13 protein-coding genes are annotated in these 17,415 nt (G+C 63.9%); 7 read left to right on the plus strand and 6 right to left on the minus strand.

What is annotated here, in order from left to right; all coding sequences use genetic code 11:
* A partial coding sequence (locus FXV83_RS33605) for a caspase family protein (protein ID WP_148743855.1) occupies nt 1-2,403 on the minus strand: 2,403 nt, incomplete at its 3' end.
* 99 nt (nt 2,404-2,502) lie between these two features.
* Between FXV83_RS33605 and FXV83_RS43190 the strand changes: the two genes are divergently transcribed.
* Nucleotides 2,503-2,679, plus strand: a complete 177-nt coding sequence (locus FXV83_RS43190; RefSeq protein ID WP_187436344.1) for a hypothetical protein — start codon at nt 2,503-2,505, stop codon at nt 2,677-2,679.
* A gap of 29 nt (nt 2,680-2,708) precedes the next feature.
* Here the strand turns inward: FXV83_RS43190 and dnaE are convergent, their stop codons facing one another.
* Both dnaE and FXV83_RS33615 read right to left on the minus strand, forming a co-directional pair.
* Nucleotides 2,709-6,212, minus strand: a complete 3,504-nt coding sequence (gene dnaE, locus FXV83_RS33610) for a DNA polymerase III subunit alpha (RefSeq protein ID WP_148743856.1) — start codon at nt 6,210-6,212, stop codon at nt 2,709-2,711.
* A 460-nt stretch (nt 6,213-6,672) separates the two neighbouring features.
* Nucleotides 6,673-7,398, minus strand: coding sequence for an outer membrane protein (locus tag FXV83_RS33615; RefSeq protein WP_148743857.1), 726 nt, complete (start codon nt 7,396-7,398; stop codon nt 6,673-6,675).
* A gap of 953 nt (nt 7,399-8,351) precedes the next feature.
* Between FXV83_RS33615 and FXV83_RS43195 the strand changes: the two genes are divergently transcribed.
* Entirely contained in the window at nt 8,352-8,513 is a 162-nt protein-coding gene (locus FXV83_RS43195; RefSeq protein ID WP_187436345.1) for a hypothetical protein, read from the plus strand.
* 6 nt (nt 8,514-8,519) lie between these two features.
* Here FXV83_RS43195 and FXV83_RS33620 read toward each other — a convergent pair whose 3' ends face one another.
* Nucleotides 8,520-9,125, minus strand: coding sequence for a Crp/Fnr family transcriptional regulator (locus FXV83_RS33620; RefSeq protein WP_235940378.1), 606 nt, complete (start codon nt 9,123-9,125; stop codon nt 8,520-8,522).
* Nucleotides 9,126-9,691: 566 nt separating this feature from the next.
* Between FXV83_RS33620 and FXV83_RS33625 the strand changes: the two genes are divergently transcribed.
* The 3 genes from FXV83_RS33625 to FXV83_RS33635 all read left to right on the plus strand — a co-directional run bounded on the left by FXV83_RS33625 (nt 9,692) and on the right by FXV83_RS33635 (nt 12,357).
* Nucleotides 9,692-10,069 (plus strand): response regulator, encoded by a 378-nt coding sequence (locus FXV83_RS33625; RefSeq protein WP_148743859.1) that lies wholly within the window; start codon nt 9,692-9,694, stop codon nt 10,067-10,069.
* A 397-nt stretch (nt 10,070-10,466) separates the two neighbouring features.
* On the plus strand, nt 10,467-11,972 hold the full coding sequence (locus FXV83_RS33630) for a CYTH and CHAD domain-containing protein (protein ID WP_148743860.1): 1,506 nt from the start codon (nt 10,467-10,469) through the stop codon (nt 11,970-11,972).
* Between the two features lie 16 nt (nt 11,973-11,988).
* Nucleotides 11,989-12,357 carry an avidin/streptavidin family protein gene (locus FXV83_RS33635; protein ID WP_148743861.1) on the plus strand — a complete coding sequence of 123 codons (369 nt, stop codon included), beginning with the start codon at nt 11,989-11,991 and terminating at the stop codon, nt 12,355-12,357.
* 296 nt (nt 12,358-12,653) lie between these two features.
* Here the strand turns inward: FXV83_RS33635 and FXV83_RS33645 are convergent, their stop codons facing one another.
* Nucleotides 12,654-14,213 carry a winged helix-turn-helix domain-containing protein gene (locus FXV83_RS33645; protein WP_148743862.1) on the minus strand — a complete coding sequence of 520 codons (1,560 nt, stop codon included), beginning with the start codon at nt 14,211-14,213 and terminating at the stop codon, nt 12,654-12,656.
* A gap of 168 nt (nt 14,214-14,381) precedes the next feature.
* Between FXV83_RS33645 and FXV83_RS33650 the strand changes: the two genes are divergently transcribed.
* Both FXV83_RS33650 and FXV83_RS33655 read left to right on the plus strand, forming a co-directional pair.
* Nucleotides 14,382-15,362, plus strand: a complete 981-nt coding sequence (locus FXV83_RS33650; RefSeq protein ID WP_148743863.1) for a Bug family tripartite tricarboxylate transporter substrate binding protein — start codon at nt 14,382-14,384, stop codon at nt 15,360-15,362.
* 31 nt (nt 15,363-15,393) lie between these two features.
* Nucleotides 15,394-16,410, plus strand: coding sequence for a methyltransferase (locus FXV83_RS33655; RefSeq protein ID WP_148743864.1), 1,017 nt, complete (start codon nt 15,394-15,396; stop codon nt 16,408-16,410).
* Between the two features lie 149 nt (nt 16,411-16,559).
* Here FXV83_RS33655 and FXV83_RS33660 read toward each other — a convergent pair whose 3' ends face one another.
* Nucleotides 16,560-17,375: a helix-turn-helix transcriptional regulator gene (locus FXV83_RS33660; protein ID WP_148743865.1), complete on the minus strand. Its 816-nt coding sequence runs from the start codon at nt 17,373-17,375 to the stop codon at nt 16,560-16,562.
* Nucleotides 17,376-17,415 lie beyond the last annotated feature (40 nt).

Below are 17,415 nucleotides of genomic sequence, written 5' to 3' on the forward strand. Positions count from 1 at the left end.
AGGCGCTGGTCTTGCCACTGGCGGCGGGGCTGGCCGGGCGGCCGCAACCGGCGGCGGTGCCGGGCGAGGTGGCGGCGGCGCAGCCATCCGCGGCGGAGGCGGTGGGGCTGCCCGCGGCGGCGGCGGCGCCGGCGCGGGGCGTGCCGTGACCTGCGGACGCGGCGGCGGAGCCGCGGCGCGCGGCGGTTCGGGCCTCACTTGCTGCCGGGCCACTGGCGGTGGCGGCGGAGGAGCCGCCGGTTTGACCGAGGTCACGGCCGGCTTGGCGGTCGCAGACGCTGGAGGCGGCGCGACGGCGTGACCTGGTCCAGGCGGCCTTCCAGGGGCCGGCGGCGTTGCGATGGCCGGCGCGGCAGCGGTCGGTGCCGGCGCATTTGGCGCAGGCTTGCCGCCAGGAGCTTGGCCAACAGGAGCTTGGCCACCGGGAGCCTGACCACCAGGCGTATGGGCCGCGGACGGCGGCGGACCGGTCCGACCGGGCACCGGCGGCGTTCCATGCGCACCGGGAACCGGAAGTGCGTGTGCGTTCGGCTGCCCTGGCGCGGGAGCCGCTGCGGGCGCGTTGGCCTGCACCGGCGGCGCGTTGGCCGCAGGCGCGGTTGCCGTCGGGGCCGGCTTGCCATTCGGAGCTGCGGCCGAAGGTGGCGTCGGCCCTGCCCCTGGAGTCGCCGGCGTACCGGGCGCTGGCAGCGTGTGGGCCTGCGGCAGCTTCTGTTGGCCCGGCATCGGCGCACCGGGTGCGACGGTAGCCGGCGTCGCGGGCAGCGTCCCGGGCCGCGCCGCCGGATTGATCGCGGCACTCGGTGGCATCGGCGCCTTGCCCTGCTGGATCAGGGCGGCACGCTGCACCACTGCCTGCGGCACCGCCGGACCTACAGGGTTGGCGCGGCCGGCGATGGCCGGGGCGAGATTGCCCGGTGCGGGGCCCGACCCTGCTGGCGCCGGCGGTGCCGGCGGCCGGTTGATCACGGTGTTGATGACCGTCGTATTGTGGATGTTCTGATAGATGATGTTGTTCGGCGGCGGCGCGACATAGAGCGGCGGCCTGACGAACACCGGGATCGGCACGAACACCGGTTGCGGCAGCACGAACAGGCCGTCCACGGGCAGCGGCGGCGGCAGCACGACGAAGTCCGGCGGCGGCGGCGGGCAGAAGTAGATCGGCGGCGGCGGTGGCGGCGCGAAGCCGAAATCAGGGTCGCTGAAGTACAGCACCGGACGATCGACGTAGACCACCTCCTCCGGCGGCGGCGGCGGCACGTCATAGTCGATCATCGCAAAGCTCGGTGGCGGCTCGACCGGCGCGGTCAGGATCGCCAGGCGTCGGCGCGCGTCGGCCGCATGCGGACCGCGCGGATAGCGACGCAGATACGACCAATAGGCTTCCGGCGTGTCATTTCGATAGGTCCGCCGCCAGGTGATCGCCTCGCGCCGCGCTGCAACAATCGCCATGACGCGCTTCGACAGGGGATCATTCGGATAGGCGGCGAGAAACTCTTCGTAGACCGGCAGCGTGTCGCGCTCGAGCGCGGCCGCATAGGCATCCTGCGCGCCGAGATCCCGGATCGGCTTGTTGCGGATCGCCGCGACCTGGTCCGGCGTGGACTGCGGCGGCGGCGCATCGGGCCCGCGCTCGAAGAACGAGAATTGCGCGGTGACCTTCTGCTCGTTCCAGGGCACCTGCGCGCCCTTGCTGGCCTCGTTGACGCGCAGGCGAACGCGGTCGAACACCTCCGGCAGCGACAGGCCGCCGGTGCGGATCATCTCGGCCAGCGACTGCGCATAGATGCCGTAAGGTCCGGGCTCTTCAGGCGCGACGGTGCCGGGTGCCGCGTTGAAGGCGATCAGCATATTCGAGTCGGGCTCGACCAGCGCCAGCCCGCTCGCGATCTGCTGGCCGCCCTCGATGAAGGGCTGCGCGCGCGCCGCATCGAGCACGACGATGTTGGCTTTGAGCGGAAGGGCGGCGAGCTGGCGGAGATAATCGCTGACGCGCAAGCCTTCGGTCGGAACGTCGGTGTCGCGCGCGATGTTGGAATCAACCGGGATGAAATAGTTCTCGCCGGCGAGCTGGATGCCGTAGCCGGCCAGATAGATCATCGCGACGGTGCCCGGGCCCGAGGCTTGCGCCTTCTGGATGAAGTCGCGAAAACTCTTGCGCAGCGTGTCGCCGTCGAGATCGCGTGCTCCGACCACGTCGAAGCCCGCCGCCTGCAGCGTCTGCGCGATCAGGCCGGCATCGTTCGCCGTCGTCGCCAGCGCGGACTTGGCATAGGCGCCGTTGCCGACCACGAGCGCGATGCGCTTTTCCTGCTGCTGGGCGCGCGCCGGCGCGAGCGCGCCTGCGGCAAGAAGCAGGATCGGCAAGAGGAAGCAGAGGAAAGCCTTGTAAGTCCCACGCATGGCTTGCTTGCCCAGTTTTATTGTTGAGGTGCCACCACGCATGAAACGCGCGGCCGGCTGAACGGCAGTTGAACGAGAGGCTGGGATTGAGGCAGCGGCATGACCGAAGCGTACCTGTCGTCAGCTTCAAGTCAGCACCTTTCGCGACACCGATGCAAAGTCGGTTCCGACCTGATCGCTGACACACCCCACCAGCATGGCACCAACGGCAACGGCACGCTGGCCAAAAACAGCGGAAGGTTGCAACTGTTCCGAGATGGCTACTTTGTCGAATGATCGACAGCCGGCAACGCGCAGCGATGCGGTTACAGCTGCTGCACGTCCACGACGCCCGCGACCGCCTTGATGGCGCCCGCGATCTGCGGCGAGACCTTGAAACGGCCGGGCAGCTTCATCTCCACCTCGGTCTCGAGATCGAGCATCATCACCAGCGAGACCTCGCCATCGCCGTTGGAGCGCGGCGCGGCGCCTGCGCTGCCGACTTTTGCCGCAGCGCCGTTCGAGGCCGCCATATCGGGTCCGGCGAGACGCTTGGCGATCGAGTCCAGCGGCTTGGTATCGCGCACGAAGATGCGCAGGCCCTTCTGGGTCTTGGCGGCCGCGTCATCCAGCGGTTCGGCGTGCAGCACGCGGGCCCGAACGTCCTCACCCTGCAACTCAGCGCCGAGTTGGAGCAGTACCGCGGCGCCCGGCTCCAGCACGTCGCGATATTGCGCAAGGCCCTCGGAGAACAGCACCGCCTCGAAATGGCCGGTCGGATCGGACAGGCCCATGATGCCCATCTTGTTGCCGGTCTTGGTCCGCCGCTCCATGCGCGACACCACGGTGGCCGCGACCTTGCCGGCGGTGGCGCCGGTCTTTACCGCGCGCGAAAACTCCGCCCAGCTCTGCACCCGCAGCCGCTTCAGGACGGTGGCATAATCGTCGAGCGGATGGCCCGACAGGAAGAAGCCGATGGCGTCGTATTCGCGCCGCAGCCGCTCGGCCGGCAGCCACGGCTCGACCTGCGGCAGCATGATGGTCGGCGCGTCGGCGGCGCCGCCGAACATGTCGTTCTGGCCGATGGTCGCAGCTTCATGGGAGCGCTGGCAGGCGGCGAGCACCGCATCGGCGCCGACAAAGACGCGCGCGCGGCTGGGCTCAAGCGTGTCGAAGGCGCCGGCGGCAGCCAGGCTCTCGATGATGCGCTTGTTGATCGCGCGCGGATTGACGCGTGCGGCAAAATCGGCAAGCGAAGTGAACGGGCCATTCTTGGTCCGCTCCGCGATGATCTGCTCGACGGCCGCAATGCCGACGCCCTTCAAAGCGGCGAGCGCGTAGTAGATGGTCTTGTCGCCGACCTCGAAGGTCGCGCCGGAGCGGTTGATATTCGGCGGCTCGACCTTGATGCCGAGGCGCTGCGCCTCGGAGCGGAATTCCGAAAGCTTGTCAGTATTGTTGAGATCGAGCGTCATCGACGCCGCGATGAACTCCACCGGGTAATGCGCCTTCATGTAGGCGGTGTGGTAGGACACCAGCGCGTAGGCCGCCGCGTGGCTCTTGTTGAAGCCGTAGTCGGCGAACTTCGCCAAGAGCTCGAAGATGGTATCGGCCTGCCCCTTCGGCACGCCGTTCTTCACCGCGCCGGCGACGAAGATCTCGCGCTGCTTCTCCATCTCGGAGCGGATCTTCTTGCCCATGGCGCGCCGCAACAGGTCGGCGTCGCCGAGCGAATAGCCCGACATCACCTGCGCGATCTGCATCACCTGTTCCTGGTAGATGATGACGCCGAAGGTCTCCTTCAGGATCGGCTCCAGCACGGGATGCAGATATTCCGGCTCCTCGTCGCCGTGCTTGCGCGCGCAATAGGTCGGGATGTTTGCCATCGGACCCGGGCGATACAGCGCAACCAACGCGATGATGTCCTCGAAACGGTCGGGGCGCATGTCGATCAGCGCTCGCCGCATGCCCTGGCTTTCAACCTGGAACACGCCGACCACGTCGCCGCGCGCCAGCATCTGGTAGCTTTCGGCATCGTCGATCGGCAGCGTCGCGAGATCGACGTGGATATTGCGCGGCTTGAGCAGCTTGATCGCGACATCGAGCACGGTCAGCGTCTTCAGGCCGAGGAAGTCGAACTTGACGAGGCCGGCCGGTTCGACCCATTTCATGTTGAACTGGGTCACCGGCATGTCGGATTTGGGATCGCGGTAGAGCGGCACCAGTTCGCTCAGGGGGCGATCGCCGATCACGATGCCGGCCGCGTGGGTGGAGGCATGCCGCGTCAGGCCTTCGAGGCGCTGCGCGATGTCGAAGGCGCGCGCCACCACCGGGTCTTCGTCGCGAAACGCCTGCAGCTTCGGCTCGCTCTCGATCGCGGCGGCCAGCGTCACCGGTGCGGCCGGATTCTGCGGCACCAGCTTGGTCAGCTTGTCGACCTGGCCGTACGGCATCTGCAGCACGCGACCGACGTCGCGCAGCACGCCGCGCGCCTGCAGCGTACCGAAGGTGATGATCTGCGCCACCTGGTCGCGGCCATAGCGCTGCTGGACGTACTGGATCACCTCGCCGCGGCGGTCCTGGCAGAAGTCGATGTCGAAGTCCGGCATCGAGACGCGTTCCGGATTGAGGAAGCGCTCGAACAGCAGGCCGAACTTGATCGGGTCAAGGTCGGTGATGGTCAGCGCCCAGGCGACCACAGAGCCTGCGCCGGAGCCACGGCCCGGCCCGACCGGGATGCCCTGCCCCTTCGCCCATTTGATGAAGTCGGACACGATCAGGAAGTAGCCGGCGTACTTCATGCGCATGATGACGTCGAGCTCGAACGCCAGGCGCTTGTTGTAGTCCTCCTCCGTCGAGCCCTGCGACAGGCCGTGCACGCGAAGGCGGTTGGCGAGTCCCTCCTCCGCCTGCCGCTTCAATTCGGCCGCCTCGACCGCGGCGGCATCCGAGCTCGACGCGGCACCGACGGTGAAGAACGGCAGGATCGGCTTGCGCGTCATCGGACGGAACGAGCAGCGCTCGGCGATCTCGACGGTGGAAGCCAGCGCCTCCGGAATGTCGGCGAACAGCACCGCCATCTCGGAGCGCGTCTTGAAGCGGTGATCGGGCGTGAGCTGCTCGCGCTCGGTCTCCGCGATCAGCCGCCCGCCGGCGATGCAGAGCAGCGCGTCATGCGCCTCGTAGTCGTCGGCCGCGGCGAAATACGGCTCGTTGGTCGCGACCAGCGGCAGGCCCTTCGCATAGGCGAGGTCGACCAGCCCGCTCTCGATGCGCCGCTCCTTGTCGAGGCCATGGCGCTGCAACTCAACATAGAGGCGGTCGCCGAACAAACTGATGAGGCGCTCGCAGCGCGCGGCCGCAAGCTCGGAATGGCCCCCTTGCAGCGCCAGCGAGATCGGCCCGTCCGGCCCGCCGGTGAGCGCGATCAGGCCTTCGGTCTCGCCTTCGAGCCAGTCGAACTTGATGTGGGGGGCATGGGTGTCGGGAGTCTCCAGGAACGCGCGCGAGTTCAGCCGCATCAGGCTGCGATAGCCGCGCTCCTGCGCTGCCAGCAACACCACACGCGACGGCAGAAGCGCGTTGCGCGCATTAGGATCCTGGTCGCCGAAATCGATCGCAAGTTCGCAGCCGACAATCGGCTGGATCCCGGAGCCCGCCATCTTGTCGGAGAACTCCAGCGCACCGAACATATTGTCGGTGTCGGTCAGCGCTAAGGCCGGCTGGTGGTCCTTCTTCGCCAACTCGGCGAGCTTGGCGATTTTGATCGAGCCCTTGAGCAGCGAATAGGCCGAGTGAACGTGAAGGTGGACAAATCCGGCGCTCGGCATGGTCGCGTGACGGCCTCTTGCAGATGAGATGGAGCGTAGCCGGCAGCGGAGGCATCCTGCACTCGCCCGGCCGACTCGCCTCATAATGGTGCGGCGTCGCCGCGCCAGAGTCCACGCCGGAGCGGCCGATCGGCCGCGCCATCCCGCTTTTCCCCAAGGGGGCGCTCACAAGCAGCACTAAGCCGCCCCTAGAGCTGCGGAAGCACCTGGGCCCAGATCGCGATCATCCCGACGAACAGCGTGATCGACGCCAGTGCGGCGGCCTCTTCCACGAAAATCCTGAACATGGCTTGCTCCCTTGGCTGGAACGTATGAAGAACATTGTTCTCATTTCGTTCTCAGGAGTCAAGCAATCTCAACCATCTCGCAGCGCGATAGTTAACTCGCTGAACCCGAACAACAAAAAAGCCCCGGCGCAAGGCCGGGGCTTTCGTCAACCGCTCGAATGGAGCGATTAATCTCAGTAGCGACCGAGCATCTGGCCGGCGCCGAACTTGTAGTTCAGGCGCACGAGGCCCATGTCGACGTCCTGACGGATGCGATCGGTCGACGGCACCAGCGCGAACGTGACGTCCTTATCCTGCAGGAAGATGTGGTTGTACTCGATGCCAAGCGACCAGTTCGGCGCGAAGCCGTACTCGAGGCCGGCACCGATCGTGCCACCCCAACGGGTCTGATCGTTCGAGCCCAGCAGCGCGCCGGAGGCGGCGTCGAAGACTTCGTACTTGGCACCGACCACAGCAGCACCGCCCTTGGCGTAGACAAGGACGTTGTTCCAGGCATAACCGACCTGACCGGTGATCAGACCGAACGAGTCGATCTTCGAGCGGTTACGGGTCGCGAACAGCGAGCTGAGGTTGTCGCCGCTGAAGTCGGCCCAGTTGCCCTGACCTTCGACGCCGAACACCCACTGGCCGGACTGCCAGCGATAGCCGATCTGGCCACCAACCGTGCCGCCGGTCGCATCGTGGGAGCCTTCGCGACCAAAGCCAACCGCATCCCAGGTGCTGCGCGCGGAAGCGCCGCCACCGTTGATGCCGATATAGAAGCCGCTCCAGTCATAGATCGCAGCAACCATCGCCGGCGCCTTGGTGTAGGGACGTGCGGCGAGGTCAGCTGCCAGCGCCGGTGCCGCGGCGCTCAGCGCGACGAGGCTCACAGCGGCAAGCAACAGATTCTTGTTCATTTGATTCCCGTTCCAGTTTCTTCAGTAGGCCCCCGGGCCGTGGCGCCGTCTTACCAGCGATCGACGGAATTGCTGTAACCTCGACGCAACAGTCCGCTCCAAAGGCTCGCGCTTCATTAACGAACGTTTAGCAGCGCGCGCTGGAAACCCTTTGAAACAAGAGTTTTCATGCATTCCATAGCGACCACACGACATACCCAGCATGCGCGCGTAACAACGTCGCGCGCACAATCGCGTGATTGCGGAATCGAAATGCGCGCACTGTTTGCCGCCCCCATTGTCGCCACATTTGCGCTTGCGCTCGTCACCGCGCTAGGTGGGCCGCGCCCGCCTCGCGTTCATCGTGCCCGCTTGCGCAATGCAACCGGAAAAATGCTGCCGACAAGTCGGGTAGCGAACAGACGTCCAACGATCGGTAGCGCTAGATTTCTTCCGTGCCCATCCGCCGCCAGATCCGCGCGAATGAGTTGTCATGAAACACCGATCCGAACCGCATACTTACGAAAGCTATATTGCCGCATCACAAAGAGCGTCTTGAGGCGCAGCCCTCTCGGCTTTCAGATGGTCCTGAACGAGAGTGTCTGCGCGAAAAGATCATGCAGCTTGAGACTGCAGCTTGAGACTGCGGCCGCCATGAACATTTTTTTTATCTGTCGATAGGTAACCGCCATGTCCACCGGCAAACCCGACGCAGTCGCACCTTCGCCGCTTGTGAGACATGCCGCGGATGCGCTCCGCAGAGCACGAAAATTGCCGGTTGGGCATGCCAGAAACGATCTGAGGCAATTGGCGATGGGGCTGCTCTGGCTCGAGCGTCGGGGAACGCCGGAGACAATGCAGCGGGTCGCGGCGGCATTCCGTGAAATTGGAACTCGAGGCTAAGGCCATCAATGCCGAAGCCCGATCCCGAGCTGTTGCCGATACGTCCGCGGTGCCCCAAGTGTCAGATGCGAATGATCAGCACCGACGTCGTCCTCGATGCCGATGGTATTGAAGACAGAACTTTCGAGTGCATCACGTGCGGGCATATCGAAACCAGGCGACTGGCCGCCGATCCCCCGGTATCGCCGCCCGCCGCAGCCGGGACCGACGGTGAGTTGGAGCCGCCTGAGTAGGTCGAATTAGGTGAGGGTCGCCTCCTGCTCCACGAGGGTCTCGTAACACTCGCAGGACAGCTGTTTCAATGCGTCTCGATCCAGGATTTTGATGACGCCGCGCGCATATGTGATCACGCCTTTGTCTTGCATCTTGCGCGCGACTTCGGTCACGGACGTCCTGCGGACGCCGAGCATTTCTGCGAGCAGTTCCTGGGTTAGGCTGACAGTGTCGCTCGCGGCGCGATCGGAAGATTGCAGCAGCCAGCGGCAGAAGCGCTCGTCGATCTGATGCAGCGCATTGCAGGCGGCCGTGACGCGAGCCTGTGTCAACATGACCTCGTTGTAGCGCACGCAGACATCGCGAAGCGCATCGCTGGCGCTGACCGCCTTCCGGAATGGCGCCGCCGCGATCTTGCTGCACTGAAGCGGCAACTGGACCACCACGCGAACGAGTGACGTATACAAACCCAGTCCGGCCATGGCACCGACCACGCCCTCGCGCCCGACCGTCGCGGTTTCGATTGCCTTGCCGTCCCGCATCACCGCGAGCATCGAAACCATGCCGTTGTGAGGGAAATAAACGTGATCGACCTCGGCGCCGGCCTCATAGACGACGTCGCCCTGCGCCATCGACCTCGTCACCAAATGCGGTTCGAGCGCATCGAAATCCCTGCGCGGCAACAACGCAAGTAGCTTGTTATCCAGCGAACTAGGCGAAGGTGCGTGCAACTGCGGCTTTCGGCCCGATCGGTCGGGCATGGGTACCGCAGGGGAAAGATTGCGCGCTCCGAGGGGGCGCTCCGCGGGGTATTTGCCTGACACTAGGATCGGCACAAACCCTTGTCGGTCCGATACCCGTCTTTGGCCTGCCCTTGGCTCTCTCGACGGATAACCCGGAAAATATAGCACTCTCTGGCGCGCAGGTGTGATCTATTTGCCTCCACGGCCTCTATATGTACGATACACGACCATTTTGGCTGCCATTGCCGGCAAACCAGGCACCGCGGCGCCGATTGAGACAAATAATTCCAAATCGGCCATAAATTTGCCTCTTGGCCGGAACGAACGACGGAATTCGTCGTTCGCCTTACAGCACCGCCTTTGTCCGGTACCCGACGAAGGAACAGGGTGAAGCGCATCTGTCCGGGAAAGCGGGCATAGGGCGCATCCTGCGATATTGCCGAGGAAGCCACGTCATGCAGCATCGCGCCTGCACTCCTCCCCTCGTGCTCGTTGTCGAGGACGATATTCTGCTGCGGTGGACGGCAACTGAAGCCCTCCAGGCCGCGGGGTTTGACGTTATCGAGGCCGGAAGCGCAATCGAAGCAATCTCGATACTCGAAAAACGGGTCGATATTCGTGCGGTCTTTACCGATGTTCAGATGCCAGGTTCAATCGACGGCCTGAAGCTCGCCCACCTCATCAGCTTCCGTTGGCCACCGATCAGGATCATCGCCACTTCCGGTAAGGTCAAATTGCGAGACGACGATCTGCCGGAGGGCGGGCGCTATCTGCAAAAGCCATATCCCATGGCCGAACTCACGGGCCTGCTGGGTGAGATGATAGGACAATGACAAGACGCGCCGGGCTTTGTTCATCTGATCTCGTGCGCCGCCGATCATGATCGAGGGCCGGCCGGTTTATGCGCCCAACATGAGCGCGCAAGATATCGAGCCCACTGACGCTTTTGCCGAAGAGATCGGAGAGGTCTCATGGCCTTCGCGGCACGCTGCAAGGAAGACTTGCAGCCGGCCAGATTTGCAGCCGGCCAGATTTGATGGACACGCGCCCGCTACTCGCGAGGGCCTTCTCCGATCGATGAGATGCATCCATCAATCGACCGTTTACGCACGAGGTTCCGTGATGTTTCCATGACCGCCTCACGGCCTTCGCAACGAACCGCAATGCTGGCCGGCTCGGAACTTCTCTCCATCGCGCCACTTCTGAAATCGAGTGACGGAAGCACGCGCAATGAACGCAGAAACGGAACTCAAGTTCCAGGTTGCGCCACGAAAGCTGGCATCCATCTTGCGCAGCGGCAGCAGACGGCGCGATCGGTCGGAGCAGGCGCTCGTGTCAAATTACTATGATACGAGCAAGCACAAGCTCAAGCGAAATGGCCTCACGCTTCGGGTCCGCAAGGTCGATGGCCGCTACGTCCAAACCGTGAAAGCGAGCGGCTCGGGGAGCGTGACGCGTGGCGAATGGGAGCATGAGGTCAGCGGCGCAAAGCCCGACCTCAAGCAAGCGAGGAACACAGCGCTCGACGGCGTGGCCACCAAAAAACTCCCTCGCAAGCTCAAACCGGTGTTTCAGACCGACGTGCATCGGACGGCGGAGATACGGCGGGTCCGGAGTAGCCAGATCGAGCTCGCGGTCGACCGCGGCCGGATCGGTGCCGGCCGCCGCTCGCGATCTATCGCCGAGCTTGAACTGGAGTTGAAGTCTGGACATGTCGCAGATCTGTTTCGTTTGGCGCGAGACATCGAGCGCAAGACCGCTGCCGAGCTCGATCTGCGCTCGAAATCCGAGCAAGGCTACCGGCTCCTGGCGCGAGAAGGCGACGGCGCGCAACGTGCCGAGCCGATCTGGCTGAAGCACGAGCTTTCACCGCGAGATGCCTTCCGCGTAATCGCGCATTCGACACTTCGGCACATCACCGCCAACGCCGATCCAGTGCGCAACATGGATTCCGAGGGCGTCCATCAAATGCGCGTCGGCCTGCGGCGGTTGCGGGCGGCCATCTCCCTCTTCGACGATATCCTGCCGCGCGCGAGCACGGCCCGGATCAAGGCTGAGCTCAGATGGCTCACGGGCGAACTTGCGCCGGCGCGAGAAATCGACGTTTTTCTGAACGAGAGCATTCAGCGGATCGCCGGCCAGGACGTCCCGAAACGTGGGGCCCGCGCGATCTTCAAGAAGTTCTCCGGGCAGCGGTTGGCCGCCTTCCGGCGCGCCCGTGACGCGGTTGATTCGGCCCGCCACCGCCGTCTTTTGATTGATGCGGCCGAGTGGATCGAATCCGAACGCCCCCGCAGCGCTGATGATCGGACGATCGCTGCCTACGCCGCGGCAGTGCTCGACCGGCGGTTGAAGAAGGCGCGAAAGCAAGGCAGGCAGCTGAGCGATCTCGATCCGGGACAGCGCCACAAATTGCGGATCAGGATCAAGAAGATCCGGTATGCGATCGAGTTCTTCGGAAGCCTCTACCGCAATCGCGACCAGAACGAGCTCGCTGGCCTATCCGACCGGCTGAAACGGATTCAGTCCGCCTTGGGATCGTTGAACGATTTCATGGCGCATCGCGCGTTGGCGACCGAGGCAGCGTTAGCGGCGCCTCCCCCAAATCGGCGCGCCCTGGCTTTTGCAGCAGGATTCATCGTTGGGCAGGAGCGCGAAGCCGCTCAGAACTTGATCGAGGACGCATCGAGGGAGCTGCGCCGATTGCGTCGCCTGAGTGTCCAGCCGAGCGAGTGATCTTGGGAGCACCGGTATGGCGTGGGTCGGCAATTGGCAAAATCAATTCGGCTCAATCTTGCGCATCACCAGCGATGCGGAGGGCCGCATCGAGGGCAATTTCGAAACCGCGCTCGAAGACAGCGGCTTTTATGGGCAAGCAGTTCCCGTCATCGGGTTTCACAGGGGCAATTGTATTGGCTTTGTCGCCGTAGGCTCGTCTGCCACCGGCGACCGGGTTGTTTCGTACACGGGACTGTTGCGCCATGGGAAAATGGAAACGGCCTGGTTCGTGGTCGCCGATCAGGCGCTGAGCGCCGCCAGTGAGGGCGATCCCGCAAAGCTCAAACCCGTGAACTGGTGGCGCGCCGTGACAACCAATGTCGACACCTTCGAGCGGACCTAGAGCACCCGCGCAGGATTTGCGCGTAATCGCGACGATCTGTCAGTTTTCCTCAGGCACCCACTTTGGTGCCGCTTACCACCAGCGGCGTGTAGATCACCAGCTTCAGCGCCGGATCGTCGTTGGCCTGGAAGCTCGTATGCTCAAAAATGCAGCACGCCCAGGGTCGGATGGGAGGGCGCGCCAACTAAGCTGCGTGCTCACAGCTGCAGGAGGTCCGCCGTGCTCCTGAGATCTGAGTTGGGCAGCAACAGAAGCTTGCGAAGCGATACCTCCGCCTTGCCTGCTGGGCTCGCCATTCACTCCTCGGGAAGTCCTGCCTTGCGTAGGCCCTCGGCAATGCGAGCTCGCTGCGCGAGGCAGATCGGATGGTCAGTTGGCGAACTGGCGTGGAATTGGGCGATGCTGAAAGTAGGAGCGAGGATGATTCCCGCCTGCACGTAAGCCCGCGCCTCCTCGGTCTGACCGAGATGAGCCAATGTGGCGGCGAGGTAGAAATAGACGAACGGGGCAATATTCCGGTTGGTTTCGATGGAGCGGTTGAACCAGCGAACAGCCGCCTCATCGAGACCAAGATATGACTGCGCTACGCCCGCCGTGTTCATCCAGGAAAAGGCCCTGTTGTCCCGCGGAGAGAGCCGGAATGCTTCCATGACGCAGGCTTCGGTCTCCTCTGCCCGACCGAGATTGCACTTGCCAAGTCCGATCCACGCATGAGCAGTGGCCAGATTCCGATCCAGCTCCAAAGACCGCTCACATTCGGCAATGCCCTGAGCGGCGCGTTTGGTGAAAATCTGGACGACGCCCATCAGGCAATGCGCCATCGCGTGGTTGGGCGTGTGGGCAAATATCTTGGCCAAGGACGATTCGACTACCTGCAGGGGCGCCGTCCGGTCGATCAACATGGACGTAGCCCGCGTGGTATCGACGAATGCCATGCCGACCATAGCTTCAAGGTTCGTCGGGTCTCGGCAGAGAGCGTGTTCGAAGAACCGTCGCGCCTGCGCCAGGTTCGCAGGGTCCGATCCGCGGTTCACGCTCGCCATGCCCAGGAAATAGAGGTCCATCGAATCCGGATGCGGCGCTCGTGCCGCGCGCCGCGCCTCCGCCGAGACCAGCTCCGTTTCCAGCTGATTGGCAAGACGGGCGCCGATTTCGTCCTGCATGTCGAAGAGATCGGCGATCGGCTTGTCGAAGCGTTCGGCCCAGAGGTGGTTGCCGGTCTCGGCATCGATGAGCTGGACGTTGATGCGCATTCGGCTGCCGCCTCGCTGCACCGCCCCCTCGAGGACATAACGAACGCCGAGCTCGCGGCCGATCTGCTTCAGATCGACATGCTTTCCCTTGAACGTGAAGGCGGTGTTGCGACCGACGACGAAGATGCCGGCCAACCGCGACAAGTCTGTGGTCAGGCTCTCCGTCACGCCGTCGACGAAATAATCCTGCTCAGAAGCAGGGCTCAGATTGGCGAAAGGCAGAACGATGAGCGACGGCTTGCCAGGGACCGGGCTTGGCAGGCTGCTCGTGATAGTCGCTGTCGTCTGCCCGGGCGCTTCGCGCACGGGAGCCACGAAGCGTACACCCTTGCGTGGAAAGGTCTTGATGAAGCGCTGTTCGTCTCCGGAATCGCCAATCGCCTTCCGCAGCGCATTGAGGCGCGTGGTCAGAGCAACCTCCGAGACAGCGCGGCCCTGCCAGATGGCGTTGATCAGGTCGTCCTTGCTAACGACGCGTTCCCGATTATGGATCAGATAGTCCAGCAGGTCGAACACCTGCGGCGCGATCGCGAGCACATCCGTCCCGCGACGCAGCTCGCGCCGGTCGGTGTCGAGAGAAAAGTTTTCAAAGAAATAGCGCAAGCCACTTCCCCGCGACCGCGGTCCATCCGCAAAATCCGATGCCCGTGCCAAGGATAAGCTGTCGATAAGGAAAAAGTAAGCCGTCGATCAAGCCCGTCCATCCCTGGTGTGGTACATCCGAAGATAGAACCTGCCCGGACACATTAAGATGGATCAGGGAGACAAGTGATGATCACGCGTCGTGATGTATTGACCGTGTCGGCGTCCGGTGTCGCGATTTCCGCCGCGTGCCTCGTGCCACGGGCGCGCGCACAGCCGCTCGCAAAAACCGTGCACATTCTGACCGGCTTCACGCCCGGTCTGCAAGACGCGCTGGCGCGGCTCATTGCTGCCCAGATGAACGACTATGCCGAAACGATCGTGGTGGAGACCCGGCCCGGTGCGGCAGGTCGCATCGCGGTGGAGGCAGTGAAAACCGCCGACGCCGACGGATCGACGATGCTGTTCGCTCCGCTTGGCTTCATGATGCTGTTTCCGCACGTTTACAAGACGCTGAGATATCAGCCGCGGGATTTCACGCCTGTGTCAACCGCGGCCTCGACCCCGACATTACTGACGGTTGGCCCAAAGGTGCCGGCGGACGTAACGACGATGGCGGAGTTTGTCGGCTGGTGCCGCGCTAACCCGAAGCTCGCCACCTACGGCACGGCGGGCGCCGGAACCACGCTGCATTTCCTCGGCGCGACAGTGGCGCGCACCGCGGGATTCGATTTTTTGCACGTGCCCTATCAGGGCAATGGCGCGATTCAGGATCTGGTCAAGGGCGAGATCGCGTCGGCGATCCTGCCGGTCGGGAGCTCACTTGGTCTCGTCCGGTCCGGAGATCTTCGTGCACTGGTGACTACCGGCCCGCGCCGCTGCTCGTTTGTTCCTGCCGTGCCGACGGTGCGGGAAGCTGGATATCCGTCGCTCGAGGACCTCACATGGTATGCGTTTTTCGTTCCGGCCAGGACGCCCGCGCCTGTCGTCGAAAAGCTCAATGCTGCGATCCAGGCGGCCATGCTCACCAATGAGGTCAAGTCCGGCATGGCAAAGCTGGCCGTCGAGCCTGACGCGATCGCGATGGGTGACTTTGCCCGCCTGATCGCGTTCGAATCCGAGCGGTGGAAGGCGATCGTAGAGGCGACGGGGTTCGTCCCAACCGATTGAAGTGGGTCCTGATACGCATCGGAGGAAACACATGGACCAGCCAGTATCCGTCTACGATCTCGTGCAGTCGCACCGCATCACCGCGCTGATTTATGCAGCGGCGAAGCTCAACCTTGCCGAGGCCATCGGTGCCGACGCAAAATCAGCGGCTGAGCTCGCGAGGCTCGTAGATGCCGATGAAAGTGCGCTGCGCAGGCTGCTCGTCGGCCTGACGACGCTTGGCCTCTGCAGACATGTCGACAGAGACCGGTTTGCCATGACCGACCTCGGCCGCCGGCTCGACGAGATTGCCGATCCGTCATTGAAGGACTGGGTTCTTTTCGAGGGCGAGATGCTCCTGCAATCCTGGAGTGGATTAGTCGAATCAGTTCGTACCGGAAAGACCGCGGCCCAGCTGCGCGGAGATGGCGACGATCGCTATGCCGCGATGAGCAATACGCCGCAATCGACTCGTCTATTCAACGCTGCGATGGTCAGTCTCACACGGACTCTCGTTCCAAAAATCGTTACAGCCTACGACTTCGCTGCAGCGCGCATTGTCATGGATCTGGGCGGCGGCACCGGCGAGTTGATCGGGGGCGTACTGCGCCACAACCCGCACCTTCAAGGAATCGCCTTTGATCTTGCACGCTGCGAAGCAGAGGCGCGTGCGCACTTTGATCGGCTTGGCATCGCAGGGCGCTGCCGGTTCGTCGCCGGCAGCTTCTTTGAAGCGGTCCCAGGCGGCGCCGACACGATCCTGATGAAGAGCATCCTCCACAATTGGAAGGACGACCGTTGCGAGACCATCCTGAAGAATTGCTGGAACGCGCTGCCCTCTGGCGGAGCGCTGGTCGTGATTGAGCGGATCATGCCGGAGTCTGTCACGACGGACCCCCAAGACCGCTCCTGCGTCATGAGCGACCTCAACATGCTGCGCGGACCCGGCGGCTGCGAGCGAACGGAAGCTGAGTACTGCAGGCTGGCCGTCTTGAACGGATTCGCTTTGGTCGGGACGACTGGGATCGGCTCTTTCAGCTTAATCCAGTTCAGGAAAGTTGGTAGTTGAGAAGCCTCTCTTTGCTGTGGCGCACGAGGACGCAGATTCTGCCTACCCGCCGCGGCTTAATGGCGAAGTCACATTTTCCAGAGGATGACGGAAACGCCTTCCGCCCTGCCGGGTCCGGTTGTGTCTTGGCCGTATCGCCGCGTTCCCGCTCAGCCGTCGGGTCCATGGCCGGTCTTCGTGTTCCTCTCCCCCTTCACCGGCGTGTAGATCACAAGCTTCAGCGCCGGATCGTCATTGGCCTGAAAACTCGTGTGCTCGAAATGCAGCACGCCGAGAGTGGGATGAGACATGGTCTTGAGGCCCGAGGCGGTGCTGCGGATCTCGTGCGCTTCCCACCATTTGACGAATTCCGGGCTGCCCTGCCGCAGCCGCGCCAGCAGGTCCGCGAAGGCGGGATCGCCGGCCCAGACGTCGTGGGTGGTGCGAAACATCGCCACCATGCGCTTGGCCACGTCCGCCCAGGCTGCACCGTAGGCCTTGCGCGTCTGCTTGTTGGTCATCATCAGGAGCATCGTGTTGCGATCCTCCTCGGGCAGCCGCCCGAACGCAAACACCGCCTCCGCGGCCGCGTTCCACGCCAGCACATCCCAGCGCCGGCCCGTGATGTAGGCCGGATGATCGAGGCTCTCGATCAACCGCAGGATCGACGGCGGCACGGTTTCGCGCGTGAATGCACGCTTGTCACCGTCGCGCGCCAGCGCCTTGAGATGGGCATGCTCGGTCTTGCTGAGGCGCAGCGCACGGGCCAGCGCGTCGACAGTGGTGATGGACGGGCTGACGGTGCGGCCCTGCTCGAGCCGGATGTACCAGTCGACGCCGATGCCGGCGAGCTGCGCCACTTCCTCGCGGCGCAGGCCCGTGGTGCGCCGCCGCTGGCCGGCGGGCAGGCCGACGACCTTGGGCGACAGCTTTTCGCGGCGGGACCTGAGGAAGTCCCCGAACTCGACGCGTCGTGGGTCGGCCATGCTTTGCTCCCGCCGATGGAGGGTCCACCTAATACTAGGA

Origin of the sequence: Bradyrhizobium hipponense, from assembly GCF_008123965.1 — a bacterium.
GTDB lineage: Bacteria > Pseudomonadota > Alphaproteobacteria > Rhizobiales > Xanthobacteraceae > Bradyrhizobium > Bradyrhizobium hipponense.

Excerpts from the sequence above, each read along its gene's own strand:
- FXV83_RS33625 (WP_148743859.1), top strand. The coding sequence starts at position 9,692 with ATGCAGCATCGCGCCTGCACTCCTCCCCTCGTGCTCGTTGTCGAGGAC.
- FXV83_RS33635 (WP_148743861.1), top strand. The coding sequence starts at position 11,989 with ATGGCGTGGGTCGGCAATTGGCAAAATCAATTCGGCTCAATCTTGCGC.
- FXV83_RS33650 (WP_148743863.1), top strand. The coding sequence starts at position 14,382 with ATGATCACGCGTCGTGATGTATTGACCGTGTCGGCGTCCGGTGTCGCG.
- dnaE (WP_148743856.1), bottom strand. The coding sequence starts at position 6,212 with ATGCCGAGCGCCGGATTTGTCCACCTTCACGTTCACTCGGCCTATTCG.
- FXV83_RS43190 (WP_187436344.1), top strand. The coding sequence starts at position 2,503 with ATGACCGAAGCGTACCTGTCGTCAGCTTCAAGTCAGCACCTTTCGCGA.
- FXV83_RS33655 (WP_148743864.1), top strand. The coding sequence starts at position 15,394 with ATGGACCAGCCAGTATCCGTCTACGATCTCGTGCAGTCGCACCGCATC.
- FXV83_RS33630 (WP_148743860.1), top strand. The coding sequence starts at position 10,467 with ATGAACGCAGAAACGGAACTCAAGTTCCAGGTTGCGCCACGAAAGCTG.
- FXV83_RS33615 (WP_148743857.1), bottom strand. The coding sequence starts at position 7,398 with ATGAACAAGAATCTGTTGCTTGCCGCTGTGAGCCTCGTCGCGCTGAGC.
- FXV83_RS43195 (WP_187436345.1), top strand. The coding sequence starts at position 8,352 with ATGATCAGCACCGACGTCGTCCTCGATGCCGATGGTATTGAAGACAGA.
- FXV83_RS33660 (WP_148743865.1), bottom strand. The coding sequence starts at position 17,375 with ATGGCCGACCCACGACGCGTCGAGTTCGGGGACTTCCTCAGGTCCCGC.
- FXV83_RS33620 (WP_235940378.1), bottom strand. The coding sequence starts at position 9,125 with ATGGCGCAGGGCGACGTCGTCTATGAGGCCGGCGCCGAGGTCGATCAC.